The 18415-nt window shown below is 70.2% G+C and carries 11 protein-coding genes; 7 read left to right on the top strand and 4 right to left on the bottom strand.

All coding sequences use genetic code 11. The features are described from left to right. The first annotated feature begins 259 nt into the window (after window positions 1-259). From D0Z08_RS28150 to D0Z08_RS28140, 3 genes are read left to right on the top strand one after another with little or no spacing between them, the layout of a single operon-like run. Entirely contained in the window at window positions 260-2080 is a 1821-nt protein-coding gene (locus D0Z08_RS28150) for an amino acid permease (protein ID WP_118928617.1), read from the top strand. After that, entirely contained in the window at window positions 2077-2967 is an 891-nt protein-coding gene (locus D0Z08_RS28145) for a universal stress protein (RefSeq protein WP_118928616.1), read from the top strand. Before D0Z08_RS28150 ends, D0Z08_RS28145 begins: the two co-directional genes overlap by 4 nt. Window positions 2968-3010: 43 nt before the next feature. Beyond that, window positions 3011-4159, top strand: a complete 1149-nt coding sequence (locus tag D0Z08_RS28140) for a Glu/Leu/Phe/Val family dehydrogenase (protein WP_220454413.1) — start codon at window positions 3011-3013, stop codon at window positions 4157-4159. On the opposite strand, the gene D0Z08_RS28135 is transcribed toward D0Z08_RS28140, so the two are convergent. Beyond that, window positions 4143-5075, bottom strand: a complete 933-nt coding sequence (locus D0Z08_RS28135; protein ID WP_182481531.1) for a LysR family transcriptional regulator — start codon at window positions 5073-5075, stop codon at window positions 4143-4145. The two genes, D0Z08_RS28140 and D0Z08_RS28135, sit on opposite strands and share 17 nt — an antisense overlap. 108 nt (window positions 5076-5183) lie before the next feature. Here D0Z08_RS28135 and D0Z08_RS28130 point away from each other — a divergent pair, with 108 nt between their 5' ends. From D0Z08_RS28130 to D0Z08_RS28120, 3 genes are read left to right on the top strand one after another with little or no spacing between them, the layout of a single operon-like run. Next, the gene (locus D0Z08_RS28130; protein ID WP_245994597.1) at window positions 5184-6344 is read left to right on the top strand and encodes an NAD(P)/FAD-dependent oxidoreductase; all 1161 of its coding nucleotides are present in this window, start codon (window positions 5184-5186) and stop codon (window positions 6342-6344) included. Window positions 6345-6363: 19 nt separating this feature from the next. Beyond that, window positions 6364-7899, top strand: coding sequence for an L-piperidine-6-carboxylate dehydrogenase (amaB, locus tag D0Z08_RS28125; RefSeq protein WP_118928614.1), 1536 nt, complete (start codon window positions 6364-6366; stop codon window positions 7897-7899). 16 nt (window positions 7900-7915) lie between these two features. Beyond that, window positions 7916-8842, top strand: coding sequence for a LysR family transcriptional regulator (locus tag D0Z08_RS28120; protein WP_118928613.1), 927 nt, complete (start codon window positions 7916-7918; stop codon window positions 8840-8842). Between the two features lie 7 nt (window positions 8843-8849). Here D0Z08_RS28120 and D0Z08_RS28115 read toward each other — a convergent pair whose 3' ends face one another. From D0Z08_RS28115 to D0Z08_RS28105, 3 genes are all read right to left on the bottom strand, one after another. Further along, the gene (locus D0Z08_RS28115; RefSeq protein WP_118928653.1) at window positions 8850-9989 is read right to left on the bottom strand and encodes an acyl-CoA dehydrogenase family protein; all 1140 of its coding nucleotides are present in this window, start codon (window positions 9987-9989) and stop codon (window positions 8850-8852) included. A gap of 50 nt (window positions 9990-10039) precedes the next feature. Continuing rightward, a complete protein-coding gene (locus D0Z08_RS28110) occupies window positions 10040-12298 on the bottom strand; it encodes a thiamine pyrophosphate-dependent enzyme (RefSeq protein WP_118928612.1) in 2259 nt (752 codons plus the stop codon). Window positions 12299-12408: 110 nt separating this feature from the next. Next, complete coding sequence (locus tag D0Z08_RS28105; protein ID WP_118928611.1) at window positions 12409-17937, bottom strand: ATP-binding protein; 5529 nt, start codon at window positions 17935-17937, stop codon at window positions 12409-12411. A gap of 130 nt (window positions 17938-18067) precedes the next feature. On the opposite strand from D0Z08_RS28105, the gene D0Z08_RS32395 reads away from it, so the two are divergent. Then, a complete protein-coding gene (locus tag D0Z08_RS32395) occupies window positions 18068-18232 on the top strand; it encodes a hypothetical protein (RefSeq protein ID WP_182481530.1) in 165 nt (54 codons plus the stop codon). Window positions 18233-18415 lie beyond the last annotated feature (183 nt).

The following is an 18415-nucleotide window of genomic DNA, read 5'->3' as shown; positions in this document are numbered from 1 at the left end:
GCAAAGTTGTGCACCCAGGTTCGTACGCCTGTCCGTCGCGGCGGCGTGCCAGCACGGCCTAGCGTCGGGCAACTCAACGTGGAGCGCGCGACGATCGGGCCCACCGCCAGCCCTGATCGCGGCATCTTCCGACGTACATCGAGGCCCACCAGCAGCCTTGCTGATGCCAGCGCAAGCAACTCCCCGGCCGACGCACTGTCGTCGTCGACGGTGGTCACTCCATGCTCATTTCCACGACGCCCCTCCATTGGAGACACCTATGTCTGCAGGACCCGAGCTGAAGAAGACGCTCACCCAACGCCAGCTGACCATGATCGCGATGGGAGGCGTCATCGGTGCCGGGCTGTTCGTCGGTTCCGGAGCGGTGATCAACGACGCCGGGCCGGGCGCGTTCCTGACCTACGCCGTGACCGGGGTCCTCATCATCATGGTGATGCGGATGCTCGCTGAGATGGCGGTGGCGAACCCGTCCACCGGCTCGTTCGCCGACTACGCCCGCACCGCGCTCGGGGGTTGGGCCGGGTTCTCGGTCGCCTGGCTCTATTGGTACTTCTGGGTCATCGTCGTCGGGTTCGAGGCCGTGGCCGGCGCGAAGATCATCCAGTACTGGGTCGATGTGCCACTGTGGATCTCGGCCCTGGTCCTGATGCTCCTGATGACGGCAACCAACCTGTTCTCGGTCTCGTCGTTCGGTGAGTTCGAGTTCTGGTTCGCGGGCATCAAGGTCGCGGCCATCATCTTCTTCATCGTCTGCGGCACCTTGTTCGTGGTGGGCGCCTGGCCGGACAAGGGCGCCGACTTCAGCAACCTGTGGAGTCACGACGGTTTCCTGCCCAGCGGTCCGACGGCGCTGACAGCCGGAGTGGTGACCGTCATCTTCTCCATGGTGGGCGCCGAGGTCGCCACCATCGCGGCCGCCGAGTCGGCGAACCCGGAGCGCGCCGTGGCGAAGGCCGCCAACTCGGTGATCACCCGGATCTGCTTGTTCTTCGTCGGCTCGGTGTTCCTGCTCGCCGTGATCCTGCCCTGGGACTCCGCAGAGCTCGGCGGCTCGTCGTTCGTCGCGGCGTTCACCGAGATGGGCATTCCATATGCCGACGACATCATGAACGCGGTGGTGCTCACCGCGGTGCTCTCGTGCTTGAACTCGGGCCTCTACACCGCGTCGCGGATGCTGTTCGTGCTGTCCGCCCGGCGGGAGGCGCCGGCCCGGCTGGTCAACGTGAGCCGCCGCGGCGTGCCGGTGGTGGCGATCCTGGCGTCGTCTGTCGTGGGCTTCCTGTGTGTCATCGCGGCGGCGATCGACGAGGACGGCGTGTTCCTGTTCCTGCTGAACTCGTCGGGCGCGATCATCCTGTTCGTCTACCTGCTGATCTCGATCTCCCAGATCACGCTGCGGTACCGGGCCGACGACTCCACGCTGAGGGTCAAGATGTGGCTCTTCCCGGTGCTGTCGATCCTGACGACGCTCGGCATCGTGGGGGTGCTGCTGCAGATGGCGCTCACCGACAGCGTGCGCTCGCAGCTGGTCCTCAGCCTGCTGTCGTGGGTCGTGGTGCTGGTGTTGTACGCCGTCAACAAGTACGCCCTGGCCCGCGCCGGGGAGCGCCCGACGGTCACGGGCGGCCCGGCCCGCCGGGTCCTGGTGCTCGCGAACGAGACCGTCAACTCCGGGGAGCTGCTCGACGAGCTGCGGCGGATCGACGCCGCCGGATCCGCGAGCTACTACGTCTGCGTGCCGGCCAGCCCCATCGAGACCGGTGCCGCGGTCGACGGGCCGCTGCGGGTGCGGGACGCGACCGTCGAGGCCGCCCAGAACCGGCTCGCGCAGACGCTCAGCACCCTGCGGTCCGACGACCTGGACGTCGACGGCGCGCTGGGCGACTACCGGCCGCTGCGGGCATTGGCCAACGCTGTCGACTCCTTCAGGCCCGACCAGATCGTGATTGCGACCCGGCCGCTGGAGGACTCGGTGTGGCAGCGCTATGAGGTGGTCGACCGGGCCCGCACGTCCTACCCGGTCCCGGTCACCCACGTCGTCGCCAACCGTGTCGAGCCGGCTCTGGTGGAGGACGCATGACCATCGTCGTCGGGTGCACCCCGAAGGAGAGCGGCAACGGGGCGTTGGAGCTGGCGTCCATGCTCGCGCGGTCCACCGGCGAGGACGTCGTGGTCGCGGTGATCGTGGCCGCGGCCTGGCCTCCCAGCACCGAGCGTATCGACGCCGACTACCGCGCCTACCTGAACCAGCGCACGGAGCAGTCGCTCGCCCAGGCGAGGGCGTGGATGCCCGCGGACGTGGCGACGACCTTCGTCCAGCGCGATGCCGCCTCGATCCCGACCGGCCTGCTCCAGGTGGCCCGCGAGTTCGGCGCCAGCGTGCTGGTGCTCGGTTCCTCCGAGAGCGGCGGGCTGGGTCATGTCGCGCTGGGCAGCGTCGCCGACCGCATCCTGCACAGCTCGAAGGTTCCGGTCGCGCTGGCGCCGCGGGGCTTCCAGGCGGAGCCGAACGGCCGGGTCCGGCGGGTCACCGTCGCTTTCGGCAGCTCCGACCACGACCGGGCCCTGGTGCTCTCCGCGGCGGCGTACTCCATCAGTACGGCGAGCTCCTTGCGGATCGCGTCGTTCTCGGTGCGGCCCAAGATGGTGTTCGCCGCGACGATGGCCGGCACCGGTGAGGAGCTCGTGGTCGACGAGTGGTCCCGGCGGACCCACGCGACGATCCACGAGGAGCTGGAGCAGGTGCGCGGGCTGCCCGACGTACGGCGTCCGGTCGACGTGGTGCTCGGCGACGGGTACAGCTGGCGTGAGGCGATGGGTCGGGCGCCGTGGTCTCTGGGCGACCTCCTGGTCGTCGGGTCCAGCTCCCACGGCCCGCTGACGTCGGTGTTCCTCGGGTCGAGGGCGTCCAAGATCATCCGCTACGCACCGGTGCCGGTGCTGACCCTGCCGCGATCACATTCGTAGCGCACCCCTCCTCGCACCATCCGTCCGAGCAACAGGAGCTGAAGTGCCCGCCGACATGTTCGACCTCATCGACGACTGGGGGCCTGAGAAGGTCGTCTGCGTCTCCGATCGGAAGACCGGCATGCGCGGCGTCCTGGTCATCGACAACAGCGCTCGCGGGATGGGCAAGGGCGGGACTCGGATGAGCCCCACGCTGACCGTGCGCGAGGTCGCGCGGCTGGCGCGGACGATGACGTGGAAATGGGCAGCCGTCGACCTTTTCCACGGAGGCGCCAAGGCCGGGATCCTGGGCGATCCGGGGGCCCCGGACAAGGAGGCCGTGCTGCGCGCCTTCGCGCGCGCCCTCGCCAACGAGGTGCCCCGCGAGTACGTGTTCGGGCTGGACATGGGCCTGAGCGAGAAGGACGCGGCGGTCTTCGTCGACGAGCTCGGTGACCGTGGCGCGGCAGTCGGCCTGCCGCGGGCGCTGGGCGGGTTGCCGTACGACGAGCTCGGGGTGACCGGGTACGGCGTGGCCGAGGCCGCCGATGCGGCCGCGCGGGCGATCGACCTGCCGATCGTCGGTGCCCGCGTCGCGATCCAGGGTTTCGGCGCCGTGGGCCAGGCGGCCGCGGAGCGTCTCGTCGAGCTGGGTGCCGTCATCACCGCGGTCTCTACGGCGAACGGCGCGGTCGTGGACCGCGGTGGGCTGGACGTCGCCCGGCTCGTCGCGTTGCGCGCCGAGCACGGCGACCGCTGCGTCCACGCCTACGGCTCACCGGTCGATGCGGACCAGGCGCTGATGACGGACGCCCAGATCCTGGTTCCCGCGGCCCGCGAGGACATGATCGACAAGGACCTGGCCAAGACCACGTCTGCAGTCCTGGTCGTCGAAGGTGCCAACCTCCCGACAACGCCGGCGGCCCGGGCGATCCTGCACGAGCGGGGCGTCGTCGTGGTGCCCGACTTCATCGCCAACGCCGGTGGGACCATCGCAGCCGCCCACTCGATGGACGCGCGCTACTCGCCGTTCCCGGTGGTCCCCGACGCCGTGTTCGCGATGATCTCGGCCAAGATGCGCGAGAACGCCGAGACGGTGGTGCGCGAGAGCCGCCGGCTCGGACTGGCCACGCACCTGGCCGCCCGGGCGATCGCCGAGGACCGGGTCCGCCGGGCCATGCGGTTGCGCGGCCAGGTCAGCGCCGTGGGCTAGGTGCCTTCAGCAGGGCGGCCACGACGTCGGTCACCACGGCGGTGAACGCGGCGATCGGCTGTCGGACGTCCGCCCGACGCGGGGCGATCAGGACTATCTGCCGGGTCAGGGGGTCCGCCATCTCCAGCCGCTGCAGGTGAGAGGTCGGGTTGAGGCGGCGCATCAGATCAGTCATCACGGTGGCTCCGAGACCTGCGGCGGCGAGCTGTAGCGATGCGGCCGTGTCCGTGACCTCGTGGACCACTCGCGGCTCGAAGCCGCGTCGTCGGAAGCCGGATCGCAGCGCCCGTCCGTACTGGCTGCCCGAGGCGGGCAGGATCCAGTCCAGCTCCGCGAGTACCTCGACGTCGACCCGCCGTGATCGCGGCCTGCCGCTGCCTGCCGCGACCGCGATCGCGAAGGTCTCCAGGTGCAGGGCGGTCACCGTGATCCTGTCGTCGCGAGGGATCGGCGCGTCCGCGTAGTCGAGGCCGAACGCGACGTCCACGTCGCCCCGCCGTACGGCGGCGGCGGCATCGTCCAGGTCGACCTCGCGGGAGCGCACCGCCACCTCGGGGAACGTCTCGGTCATCCTGCCGACGACGGGTGCCAACAAGCCTGCCGCGGTACTGCCCCAGGTGCCCACCAGGAGCGGCCCGGCCACCCGCCCCTCCGCCGATGCGATCGCGTGCCGTGCCTCCTTCTCGACTGCCAACATCCGATCGGCGTACTCGACGAGGACCCGCCCGGCATCGGTGAGCACGAGATGGCGTCCCGAGCGTTCGACCAGCCGGGCGCCGAAGGTCCTCTCGAGCGCAGAGACGTGCTGCGACACCGCCCCCGGGGTGTAGCCCAGGTGGTCGGCGGCCGCCGCCAGCGTCCCGGTCCGGACGAACGCCTGGAGGGTCGCGAGCTGGGTCAGGCTCAGTCGTGACACATCAGAAACTCTAAAGGATCCACCGCAGATGTCTTCGCTTGTAGGAAACCTTCAGTGGGGTCGACGATGGGTCCGGTCCCAGGAATCTCTTCCGAATCGAGGGCAGCCGTGACAGCTTCTGAGCTTCCGGCACGCGCGTCCGTCGTCGTCGTGGGTGGCGGAGTGATCGGCCTGAGTACGGCCTACCACCTGGCCCGGGCCGGGGTTCCGGACGTGCTGCTGCTCGAGCGGGACGAGCTCGGGTCGGGTTCCACGTGCCGGGCGGCCGGGGGAGTGCGCGCGCAATTCTCCGACGTGGTCAACATCGAGCTCGGGCAGCGGAGCCTGAGAACGTTCGAGACCTTCGAGCGCGAGTTCGGCCAGGACATCGACCTGCGCCAGGTGGGCTACCTGTTCCTGCTCGACCAGCCCCACCAGGTCGAGGCGTTCGAGCGGAACGTGGTGATACAGAACGAGCTGGGCGTGGCCAGCCGGATGATCGACGCCGCCGAGGCCAAGCGACTCTCGCCGCTGATCGAGACCAAGGGGCTGCTCGCCGCCGCCTGGTCCCCCCACGACGGACACTGCACGCCGGAGTCGGTCGTGCTCGGCTACGCCCGAGCGGCGCGGGGCGCCGGCGCTCGCCTGGTCCGAGGATGCGTGGTCAACGGGATCGTCACCGACGACAGCACCATCACCGCCGTGGAGACCAGCCGTGGCACCGTCGCGACCGATGCCGTGATCTGTGCGGCCGGGGCATGGTCCGGGCAGGTCGGCAACCTGGCGGGGGTCGACCTGCCGGTCGTGCCGTTGCGGCGGCAGATCCTGACCACCGAGCCGATGGCCGGACTCGACCCGCACACTCCGTTCACCATCGACTTCTCCAGCAGCTTCTACTTCCACGGCGAGGGTCCGGGACTGCTGCTCGGCATGTCCGACCCCGACGAGGAGCCCGGCTTCAGGCTCGGCCGGTCCGACGCCTGGCTGCCCCGGCTCGGCGAGGCGATCGAGCACCGCGCCCCGAGGATCGCCGAGGTCGGCATCGCCGGCGGCTGGGCAGGTCTCTACGAGATGACCCCCGACCACAATGGTCTCGTGGGCGAGGCCACCGACGTGTCCCGGTTCCTGTACGCCGCAGGCTTCTCGGGGCACGGCTTCCTGATGGGGCCTGCCATCGGCGAGGTGATGCGCGACCTCTACCTGGGGAACCGACCCGTCGTCGATGTCAGCGGTCTCGATGTCCGCCGATTCGCCGACAGCACCATCCGTCCCGAGCTCAACATCGTCTGACCATCGAAGGAAGAGACTCATGGCCCACTCCAGCATCCCGACCGGTGCCGAGCTGCAGCAGCTCGCGATCGAGACCGCACGACGCTGCGGGGTCGACGTCGACGCCGCGGCCGGCGACACGACGACCGGCTCCCCGATCAACGGTGAGCGCCTCAGCTCCCTGGCCTGGACCGACGCGACAGCCGTCGACGATGTCGTCGAGCGCGCGCACGGTGCTTTCCTCGAGTGGCGCAAGGTCCCCGCGCCCGCGCGGGGAGCGCTGGTCAAGCGGCTCGGCGAGCTCCTCGCCGAGCACAAGGACGACCTGGCCGCCCTGATCAGCCTCGAGGTCGGCAAGATCACCTCCGAGGCCCGCGGAGAGGTCCAGGAGATGGTCGACATCTGCGACTTCGCGGTCGGGCTCTCCCGACAGCTGTACGGCCGCACGATGCCGTCCGAGCGCCCCGGCCACCGGCTGATGGAGACCTGGCACCCGCTGGGTGTCGTGGGGGTCATCAGTGCGTTCAACTTCCCGGCGGCGGTCTGGTCCTGGAACACCGCCGTCGCCCTGGTCTGCGGGGACCCGGTGGTGTGGAAGCCCTCGGAGCTGACGCCGCTGACGTCCCTCGCGAGCCACGCCATCCTCGCCCGGGCGATCGCCGAGGTGGGCGCGCCTGCGGACCTGTCGCAGGTCCTGATCGGTGGCACCGACATCGGGCAGGCCCTCGTCGACCATCCGGGCGTCGCACTGCTCAGCGCGACCGGCTCGACCCGGATGGGCCGCGCCGTGGGGCCGCGGGTCGCCGGCAGGTTCGGGCGCTCGCTGCTGGAGCTCGGCGGCAACAACGCCGCGATCGTCAGCCCCAGCGCCGACCTCGACCTGACCACCCGTGGCATCGTGTTCTCGGCGGCTGGAACCGCGGGTCAGCGGTGCACCACGATGCGCCGGGTGATCGCCCACAGCAGCGTGATCGACGAAGTCACCGAGCGACTCGTGTCGGCGTACGGCCGGCTGCCGATCGGCAACCCGATGGCCGAGGGAACCCTGGTCGGGCCGCTGATCCACCGCGCGGCCTACGAGGCCATGGAATCCGCCATCGCCCAGGCGGGGTCCGAGGGCGGCAAGCTCGTCGCCGGCGGCGGCCGTACCCTCGAGGACGAAGCGCCGGACGCCTACTACGTCCGGCCGGCGATCGTCCGGATCGACGAGCAGACGTCGGTGGTGGAGCAGGAGACCTTCGCCCCGTTGCTGTACGTCCTCCCTTACGACGACTTCGACGAGGCGATCGCGCTCAACAACGGCGTGCCCCAGGGCCTGTCCTCGAGCGTGTTCACGACCGATCAGGCGGAGGCTGAGCGGTTCGTCTCCGCGGAGGGCTCGGACGCCGGCATCGTCAATGTCAACATCGGCACGTCCGGAGCGGAGATCGGCGGCGCGTTCGGAGGCGAGAAGGAGACCGGGGGCGGCCGCGAGTCCGGCTCGGACGCGTGGCGCGCATACATGCGCCGAGCCACCAACACCGTTAACTTCTCCGGGGAGCTTCCCCTGGCACAGGGCGTCGACTTCACCATCTGACCCGCGAGACGACACCATGCTGAACCCCGTACACCTGCGGACATTGGCCATGGTCCTGCGCACCGGCTCGTTCGCGGAGGCCGCCCGCCGCTTGGGCTACACCGGGTCGGCAGTCTCGCAGCAGATCGCGATCCTGGAGCGCCAGCTCAAGACGGCGCTGTTCGAGCGGGACGCGCACAGCATCAGTGCCACGCCGGCCGCGGAGTTCATCGCGGCCAGGTCCCACACGGCAATCGGGGCGCTGCAGGCGCTTGAGGACAACATCAGCCTGCTCATGGACGGCGTCGTCGGCAGGCTGCGCCTCGGCAGCTTCCCGACGGCGAGTGAGCGGCTGGTGCCCGCCGCGCTGTCGTCGTTCAAGGCGAGCCACCCGGACATCGACGTGCAGCTCGATGAGGCCGAGCCCCAGGAGCTGATGCCGCAGCTGGAGTCGCGGGAGATCGACCTGGCCGTGGTCTATCGGTACAACCTCGTGCCCACGGCGTGGCCGAAGACGGTGCGCACCGACCGGGTCCTGCGCGAGGATCTTCTGGTCATCCGTGCCGGGGGCGGGGCGGAGCAGCCTGGCGAGGTCGACCTGAGCGTGCTGGCCGGGGAGACGTGGGTCTCGACGCGGGAGGGGACGTCGGGCGCCGCCGTGCTGCGGCACCTGTGCCGTGCACAGGGTTTCGAGCCTTCGGTGTCGTTTCGCAGCAACAACTACAGCGTCACCCAGGGACTGGTCCGGGCCGGCCTCGGCATCGCGCTCGTGCCTGCGCTCGGTTACGCGCCGGGGCCGGGGATCTCGGCCGCCCGGATCGCGGGCTCGACGGCGTTCCGGGAGATCCTGGTCGCCAGCTCACCGACCGCACCGCGATCGGTGGTGGATGCCTTCATCGGTTCGTTCAGGCGGTCCGCGAACGGTTTCGCACCCGATGCGCTCGGGGTGGCAACGATCTCCTGAGTCCCTCCTACGGCGCCGACCGGAACGCCGCATGACCGGTGATCGCCTGGCCCAGGACCAGGGTGTGCATCTCGACGGTGCCCTCGTAGGTGAGGACGGACTCGAGGTTGTTCATGTGGCGGATCACCGGGTACTCCAGTGAGATCCCGTTGGCGCCGAGGATGGTCCTTGCGGTGCGACAGATCTCGAGTGCCGCGCGGACGTTGTTCAGCTTGCCCAGCGAGACGTGCTCGGGGCGCAGGTCTCCCTGGTCCTTCAGCCGGCCCAGGTGCAGGGCCAGGAGGCTGCCGGTCGACAGGCTCAGCCCCATCTCGACCAGCTTCTGCTGGGTGAGCTGGAAGCTCGCGATCGGCTGCCCGAACTGGCTGCGGGTGCCGGCGTACTCCAAGGCGGTCTCCAGCGCCGATCGGGCGGCGCCCAGGGCGCCCCAGACGATGCCGAAGCGGGCTTCGTTGAGGCAGCTCAGAGGCCCCTTCAGGCCGGTCACCTCTGGCAGCACCGCGGCGGCGGGCAGCCGGACGGAGTCGAGGACGAGCTCACTGGTCACCGACGCGCGCAACGACATCTTGTGCTTGATCTCGGTCGCCGAGAACCCCGGCGTGCTCGTGGGTACGACGAACCCGCGGATGCCTTCGTCGGCGTGGGCCCACACGATCGCGATGTCGGCGACGGAGCCGTTGGTGATCCACATCTTGCGTCCGTCGAGGACCCAGTCGTCGCCGTCGCGGCGGGCTCGGGTGCGCATGCCGGCCGGGTCCGACCCGTGGTCGGGCTCGGTGAGACCGAAACACCCGATGGCCTCGCCGGCGGCCATGCGAGGCAGCCACTCGGCCTTCTGCTCCTCGGAGCCGAAGCGCCAGATCGCGAACATGGCCAGGGAGCCCTGGACGGAGACGAACGACCGCAGTCCGGAGTCGCAGGCCTCGAGCTCGACGCAGGCAAGGCCGTACTGGGTCGCGCTCATCCCCGCGCACCCGTACCCGTCGAGGTGCATCCCGAGCACCCCGAGGTTGCCGAGCTTCTTGGCCAGGCCGCGAAGGTCCTCGACCCGACCCTCCTCGAACCAGGTCGCGACGTAGGGCTGCGCCTCGGCGGCGACGAAGTCACGGACGGCCTTGCGCACGTCGCGCTCGTCCTGGGTCAGCATGAGGTCGATGCCGGCGAGGTCGGCTGCCGGGATCGACGGGGTCCTCGCGGTCACGGTCTCTCCCTGTCGTCGTGGATGGTCCTGGTGTCGCGGGTGGACGGTGCCGCGGTCGAGGAGGCCAGGAGCTCGCGGACCGCGTCCACGATCTCGGTCTCCCCGAGCAGCACGGTCTCAGCCGCCGGCCCGAGCGGGATGAAGCTGTCGGCACTGGCTACGCGGGCCAGACGCCCGCCGTACCCGCTGTCGACCAGGGCCGCGAGCACGCCTTCGGCGACGCCACCGGTACGGCGTGTCTCGTCGACGACGAGGACCGCATCGAAACCGGCCGCGACGCGGGTGAGCGCCTCTGCGGGCAGCGGCGCCAGCCAGCGCAGGTCGAGCACGGTGCTGGCCACACCGCCATCGGCCAGCGTCGCCGCGGCTCTGCGACTCAGGTGCACCCCGTTCCCGAACGTGACGATGAGTACGTCGCGACCCTCGCCGAACAGGCCGACCGTGCCCAGGGGGGTGCTGGCCTCCGCCGCATCCGGCGCCACGTAGGGCGCGGTCCAGCCGCCGTCGCCGTCCTCGAGGAGGTCGCGGGAGTGGTAGCGCGCAATCGGCTCGAGGAAGACGCACACGCGTCCATCCCGGCGGGCGAGGTCGAAGCAGGTGCGCAGCAGACCGGGAGCCTCAGCAGGATGGCTCGGCACGGCCAGGACCAGGCCCGGGATGTCGCGCAGCACCGCGACCGAGTTGTCGTTGTGGAAGTGGCCTCCGAAACCGCGCTGGTAGGCGAGGCCGGCGACCCGGACCACCATGCCGTTCTGGTACTGGCCGTTGGAGAAGAACCGCAAAGTGGCGGCCTCTCCGCGCAGCTGGTCCTCGGCGTTGTGCAGGTAGGCCAGGTACTGGATCTCGGGGATGGGCACGAAGCCGGCGAGCGCTGCCCCGAGCGCCACCCCCAGGATGGTCTGCTCGTCGAGCAGGGTGTCGAACACCCGGAGGCCGCCGAACCGCTTCCGGAGGGCGCGGGTGACGCCGTACACCCCACCCTTGACGGCGACGTCCTCCCCGAAGACCAGGGCCTCGGGATGGGTGATCATCAGGTCCGCGAGCGTTGCGTTGATCGTCTGGGCCAGCGTCATGGGGGAGCCGGCCTCGGGCGGTCGTCCGGCCCAGGCCGCGGTACGGCGCTCGTCGGTGATCGCGGTCGGCGCGGAGGGGGCGGCGGTGGGCAGGGCGAGCGGCGCCATGACGTCCTCCCGGGTGGCGAGCCGGTCCTCGTCGAGCACGCGCTTGGCCTCGTCCATCACCTGGAGCCGGACGTGCTCGTAAGTGTCGAGGACCTCCGCCGCGGACATGACGCCGCGGTCGACGAGTGCCTGAGCCGTGGCGAGGAGAGGGTCGCGCGCATAGTCGGCGAGGATCTCGCTCCGGGAGCGGTAGGCGACCTCGGCATCCGAACCGGCATGACCCATGAACCGGACGGTGCGCAGATGGAGGACGGCGGCGCGACGACTCTCGCGAACGGCGGCCACCGACGCCGCGGACACGGCCAGCAGCGCCTCGGGATCAGCGCCGTCCACCTGCCGGTATGACAGCCCTGGGAGGCACTGGAGCGCTGCCCCCGGCCACTCGCCGGGCGACTTGGTACTGATCCCGATCCCGTTGTCCTCGCACACGAACAGGACGGGGCAGGGAATCTTGCGGTGCACCAGGTAGGCCGCGGCGTTGAGCGCCCCGGCGGCGGTGGAGTGGTTGGCCGACGCGTCCCCGAAGCTGCACAGCACGATCGCGTCCTCGGGCCAGGGAGACCCGACGCCCGTGCCAGGACCGAGTCCGAGGGCATAGGCGAGTCCCACCGCCCGCGGCAGATGTGAGCTGATCGTGGAGGTCTGCGGGATGATGCTCAGCCGCGGATGGCCGAAGACCTTGTGCCGCCCACCTGACATCGGGTCGCTGGCGGCCGACGTGAGGCTGAGCAGGATGTCGCGCACCGGGTTGTCACTGCTCGCGGCACGTGCTCGAGCGGCGTAGAAGCCCCCGGCGCGGTAGTGCAGCAGAGCAGGGTCGTCCACCCGTGACACCAGACCCAGCGCCGCGTTGCTCTCGTGACCGGCTGAGCCGATCGTGTAGTAGCCCTTGCCCTGTGCCTGGAGCCAGCGCGCCGCGAAATCCAGATGTCGGCTCTGCGCCTGCGCGTCGAAGAGGTGTCGCAGCGTGGACAGATCGGTGCGCCGGTTCTCCAAGGTCGCGGGTCCCCGGTCGCTTGCGTGGTCGCCGCGCTCGCTGAGTCGACGGACGAAGTGCTCGTCGATCGTCTCCATGTCCGACACTCTTCCGCGTCAACCGCCGCAACTACAGGCCAACAGCACATCTGCTGCTGATGGCTCCCCCCGAGACACTTGGGCTCAAGGAGCCGCGTGACCCTTGGCGCTCATGCGCCGGTCTCGTCGAATCCGCGCTTGATCACCTCGATCACTCGCGGCCTGAGCCGGGCGACCGAGATCACCTCGTCCACAGAGCCCACCCGCACCGCCCGGTGTATGTCGTGGACGCTGTCGAACTCGGCTGCGACCTCGCCGATCTTCTCCGGTCGCACCGCCGCCCTCAGGTCGGCGAGCTCGACGACCGAGCGGCTCCGGTCCGGTCCTGCGGCGTCGGCGATCCTGCCCTCGACCTCTCGGACGCGAGGGTCGGCCGACGTACGCTTCTCGACCTCGCCGGCGAACACGACTGCCGCCGCCGGGGCGCCGCCGATGACCGACGCGTACGACCCTTCGAGGGCGAGCACCGTCATGTTCGGGTTCAGGGCCTTGGAGAAGACCACGAACGCACCGCCGTGGTAACGCGAGATGACGCAGAAGACGATCGGGCCGTTGAAGTTGACGATGGCACGGCCGATCTCCGCGCCGTACTCCAGCTGGAGGTTGCGCATCGAGTCCGGCGAGCCGTCGAAGCCGGACAGGTTGGCCAGTACGACGAGCGGCCGGTTCCCGCTGGCGGCGTTGATCGCCCGGGCAGCCTTCTTCGACGAGCGCGGGAAGAGCGTGCCGGCGGTGTAGATGTCCGGTCCGTCGGTGGGCGGGAAGCCTCGTCGGGGAACCGGCCGCGACTCGATCCCCAGCAGGCACACGGGATAGCCGCCCAGGTGAGCGTCCTGGACCACCGCCGTGTCCGCGTCGGCCATGCCGGCCCAGCGCTCCAGGGTCGCGTGGTCCTGGTCGGCCAGGGCCCGCATCACGGTGCGGATGTCGAAGGCCTTCTTGCGGTCCGGGTTGCCGGCCACGGAGAAGATCTCGCCGACCGTGGTGAAGTCGCTCTCGGCGGACACGTGCGGGAACGACGAGATGTCGCGGTCCTCCGGGTCGGTGGTGGCGGCCCGGCGCGGCCGCGACTCACCGGGCACCACATAGGTGTGGTCGTAGTGAGCCATCAGTACGGCGAACGCGCCGGCCAGGTCGGGCGCCCAGTACTGCGCCTGCCCGTTCGGGCCCATCACCCGGTCGTAGCCACCGATGCCGAAGTTGTCCTCCGCGGACACGCCGCCGGAGAAGTCGAGCGACTGCTTCCCGGTCAGCACCATCGCGCTGTCCGGGGTCATCACCAGGATGCCCTTGGTGTGCATGAGCATCGTCGCCTCGGCGTTCCAATAGGGCTGCGCACCGACGTTGATGCCCGCGACGACCACGTTGATCTCGCCACCGGCCTGGGTGAACTCGATGATCCGCTTCAGCGCGGCGGCCACCCAGTCCATGTTCTCGGTGCCGGAGTCCATCGAGATCCGGGCGCCCGCGGACAGGGCGAACCACTCCACCGGCACCTGCATCCGCTCGGCAAGGTCGATCGCGGCGATCACTCGTGAGCACTCCGGCTCCGAGACGGCACCGAGCGCCATGGTCGGGTCGCCGCAGAGCACGACGCGGGTGACCCCTTCCGGGTGCAGGTCGGTCGGCGTGGTGACCACCGCGACGAGGATGCCGGCCTTGTTGAGGCCGGGAGGACGGCTGACGGGCGCGAGGACGCCTGAGTCGTCGAGGTCGTACTCGACGAAGCCCCCGCCGGGACCGGCGAGGACCCCCGCGAGCTCGTAGGGGTAGACCAAGCCGCGACGACGGGCCCGGGCGACCTTGCCGGCGTACTCGTCGAGCGGCTGGAGCGGCTCGGTCGGCGGCGCCTCGATAGAGGCGGTCACGCCGGCGCCCGGCCGGGCGTGGAACCTGATGGCCATGGGGACGGCCACACCGTCGGATCCGACCACCCGGCCCTGCGCGACGACCTCCGAGATCCCCGCACCGTCCGTCAGCGGGGTGATCTTGCCCTGCAACGCGGTCAGCTGGTCAGGGTCGGCCTCGACGTCCGGCCAGACCTGGACCCACACGTGGTTCGAGTCGAGCTTGCTCCCGGCTGCGCCCCGCGCCGTGCGCACCCGCCTGATCGCCTCGAGGCAGTTCTCCACCGCTCGCTCGGCGTGGGGCACTGCGATGACCGTCCCCTCGTCGTCGCGGACGACGGCGAGCTGGCGCACCTGCGCGAGGGCGACGAGCCGGCGGTCCGCCGGGTTCTGCTTGGCCACGCACTCGAAGAGGAGCACGTCCTCGGGCGCGTCGACGCGGGTGACATTGAACTCGCGCAGCCGCCACAGGTCGAGCCGGCGGCCGACCATCGGGTGCACTCCGCGAACCAGGTCGTCCTCCGCGACGCCACCGTCCACGACAGGCCGGTAGGTGAAGTAGCTGACCGGCCGGTCACCGCCGGGGCAGACCGCGACCGCGACTCGGCGTGCGTCGTGGGCGAAGGGCAGCGCGCCGACGATGCGGGCGAGCTCCTCGGTGACCTGCTCCGGCGACTCGGGAGCGTCGGGCCAGTGGATGTAGAGGTCGACGACCGCCCCGTCACCGGGACTGCGCGCGGCGACCTCCTCGCCCACGGCAGCAGTCATCGCGCTGGTGGGGTCGGTCAGCTCGGCGATGGTGCCCTCGATCGAGACCAGCCGGGTCGGGCGCCCGTCGAGGGTGTAGTCGGCCACCGTGAAGGTGCGACCGGCGCGCGGCACCGAGCGGAGGTCGTGCAGGTCGTACTCGCGGTAGTGGCGTCGCACCAGGACCTCGAGCATCGGTTCCTGCTCGGGTACGCCGTTCTCCAGCCGCTCGGCGAGGAACCGCACGATCTGCTCGGGGATCGCGGCCAGCGCATCCATGCGCTGGGCGCGGTCCGCGGCGTCGGGATCGGCGGCCAGGGCCTCGACCTCGTTGCGAACTCCGGCCAGGACACTGGACCGCTCAGCGTCGACCAGGGGCTGGTCGAACCAGCGGAAGCGAGTGCTCCGGGCCAGGTCGCCCACCACGGGGAAGCGCAGCTGGGTGGCCCTGACGAGACGCTCGAGGAGGTCACGCGCCGGACCGGCCAGCGCCTCGGTCGGAGGAGGCTCGGCGATCCAACGCTGGAGAAGCCCCGTGGCCAGCTGTACGTCGGGCGCGGAGCGCTGCTGAGCGAGGAAGATCCGGAACACCGCCTCCTCCAGCTGCGGAGTCCGATCCCAGTCGGTCACGCCGTAGTGGGCGAGGACCCTGGCCAGGCGGTCCCGGAACTGGTCGGGCAGCCCACCGCGCTCGGCGTCCAGGCTCTGCAGGAAGGCGTGGAAGTGCTCCTTCGAGCTGTGTACCCGGAGCTCGGTGTGGAGGTCCTCGCCGGCCGGCCGGTTGCGGCTCAGCTCGGCGAAGTCGGCGATCAGACCGAGCAGGGCGATCTCGTCGGGCACGACCTCTTCCCCCGCCGCGATCAGCTCGTCGCGGACAGCGAGGTAGTCGGCGATGACGGCGCCCTCCTCGCGTGGGTCGACGTCGTACCCCATCAGCAGCGCGGCGACGTCCGCCCGGCTCCGGACCGCGCGTCGCTGCGCGGTCGCACCGTTCGAGGCCGGCGGCAGGTCGAGGGCCGGACCCGTGGCCTCCGGCGCAGCTTGCTCGTCGACGTCGTCCTCGACGGGCTCGAGGCGGACCAGCGGAGCGCCGGTCTCGACCTGGCTCCCGGTCATCACCAGGAGCTCACGGACCTTGGCTGCGAACGGCGATCGCAGCACGGTCTCCATCTTCATGCTCTCCAGAACCAGAACCGGGGCTCCGGCAGCCACCAGGTCGCCGACTGCCACGGGGGACGCCACCACCAGGGCCGGCGCGGGCGAGCGAAGCACGCCGCCCTCGTCGCGCGTGACGCGGTGGGCCACGCCGTCGACCTCGATCATGTGGACCGGACCGTGGGTGGCGGTGACCAGGCGGTAGAGCCGGTCGCCGACGGTCATCCGGGTGTGGAACTCGTCGAGACGTTCGACGTCGGCGACCACCACGTGCTCGACGCCCGCGGAGTCGATGCCCACGCGGAACCGCTGCGGGCCGATCTGGATGACGGTGACCTTGTACGCCGTGCCCCGCAGCTTGAAGTCGACGGCGCGACCGACCTTGTGCTGGACCTGCGGACGGCCGCCGTGGGCGCTCTCCAGGAGCCGGGTGATCTCGACCTGGGCCTCGTCCTCGTAGGCCTCGATGCCGGCAGCCACGACGGCGATGCCGGAATGCTCGTGGACGACGAGCCGGCCTTCCGCGCGGACCCGGTCGATCCAGCTGGTGTCTGCCCAGCCCGCCTTGCCGTCGACCACCTCGGACTGGTCGAGGAGATCGAGGATGAAGCTCTTGTTGGTGGCCCCGCCCTCGATCACGACGGTGGTCTCCGCCATCGCCCGGCGCAGCCTGGCCAGCGCCTCGTCGCGGGTGCGGCCGTAGGCGATGATCTTGGCGATCATCGAGTCGAAGTCGGCGGGGATGGTGTCGCCCTCACCGACACCGGTGTCCACGCGGATCCCGGGACCCGACGGCAGGTCGAGCAACGCGATCCGACCGGGCGCCGGGGCGAAGTCCCGGTCGGGATCCTCGGCGTTGAGCCGGGCCTCGACCGCATGGCCCTTCTCGGGCGGCTTCGCCCCAACAAGTCGACCTCCGGCAGCGACGTGCAGCTGCGCCTTGACCAGGTCGACGTCCGTCGTCATCTCGGTGATCGGGTGCTCGACCTGGAGCCTGGTGTTGACCTCGAGGAACGCGAACGTCCGCTCCTCGGGGTGGTAGAGGAACTCGACCGTGCCGGCGCCGACGTACCCCACAGCGATCGCCAGCCGCTCGGCGGACGCCTTGACCTCATCGGTCTGGTCCTTGTCCAACAAGGGTGAGGCGGACTCCTCTATCACCTTCTGGTTGCGTCGTTGAATGGTGCAGTCGCGAACGCCGAGCGCCCAGGCAGTGCCGTGGCCGTCAGCGATGAGCTGGACCTCGACATGCCGTGCCCCGGTCACCAGACGCTCCAGGAAGACCACGCCGCTTCCGAACGCGCGCTCGGCCTCGTCGCGGGTGCGCTGGTAGGCGTCCTCGAGCTCTGCTGCCGTGTCGACCCTGCGAATACCGCGGCCGCCTCCGCCGGCGGTCGCCTTGAGCATCAACGGGTAGCCGATCTGTGCCGCCGCGGCGAGCGCTGCCTCGAGCGTGTCGACGCCGCCTCTGCTCCACGGCGCGACGGCGACGCCGACCTCCTCGGCGATCAGCTTGGACCCGATCTTGTCGCCGAGCTTGCGCATGGCGTCTGCGCTCGGGCCGATGAAGGTCACACCGAGGCGCTTGCACAGGTCCACGAACGCGGGATCCTCCGCGACGAATCCCCACCCGACCCAGACCGCGTCTGCCGCGCACTCGACCAGCACCCGCTCGAGGACGGCCAGGTCGATGTAGGGGCGTGCCGAGGCGGCACCCAGCGAGTACGCCTCGTCGGCCTCCCGCGCGAACATCGCCGTACGTTCCTCGTCGGTGTAGAGCGCGATCGTGCGGATCGGCGCCCCACCACCCTGCGCATTCAGGTCGCGGACGGCGTGGATCAGCCGCATCGCGGCCTCGCCGCGGTTCACGATCGCAACGCGAGAGAACACCCGTGACCCTCCAGATCCGACGGCTCGCCCTCGGAGCCGTCGTCGCGAGACTGTCACGTCGTCGAGGTTACGAGCGAGTCACATCGGCAGCGTCGCCGCGGAAGGGGCGGATCAGATCTATGGTGGGCCGATGACCGAGGAAGAAGTAGACGCCTCTCAGCCGGACATCATGAACATCTACGACACCGCCACCGACGTCGGTCTCGTGTGCCGCGTGTGCGGCTCGTTGGTTGCCTCGGCGGGTGAGTACCCGAGGGCGCATTGGGACTGGCACGAGGCCTCGAACGGGGCGTGACCCCAGAACTTCAGGCGCCCTGCGCGACGTCACCGTCGCCGACCCGCTCGGGGAGCTGTACGGGAACAAGGTGCTATAGCTGGTCCGTGTGATACCTGATTGGCGGCGTCTGGAATGAGGGAACCGAGATGAGCCCGTCGACGAAGAAGCTGGTCTACCACTTCAGTGAGGGTGACAAGGACC

It is taken from the genome of Nocardioides immobilis, from assembly GCF_003515065.1.
GTDB lineage: Bacteria > Actinomycetota > Actinomycetes > Propionibacteriales > Nocardioidaceae > Nocardioides > Nocardioides immobilis.
The sequence above is the reverse complement of the archived record's forward strand: the minus strand, read 5'-3'. Positions and strand labels throughout refer to the sequence as shown.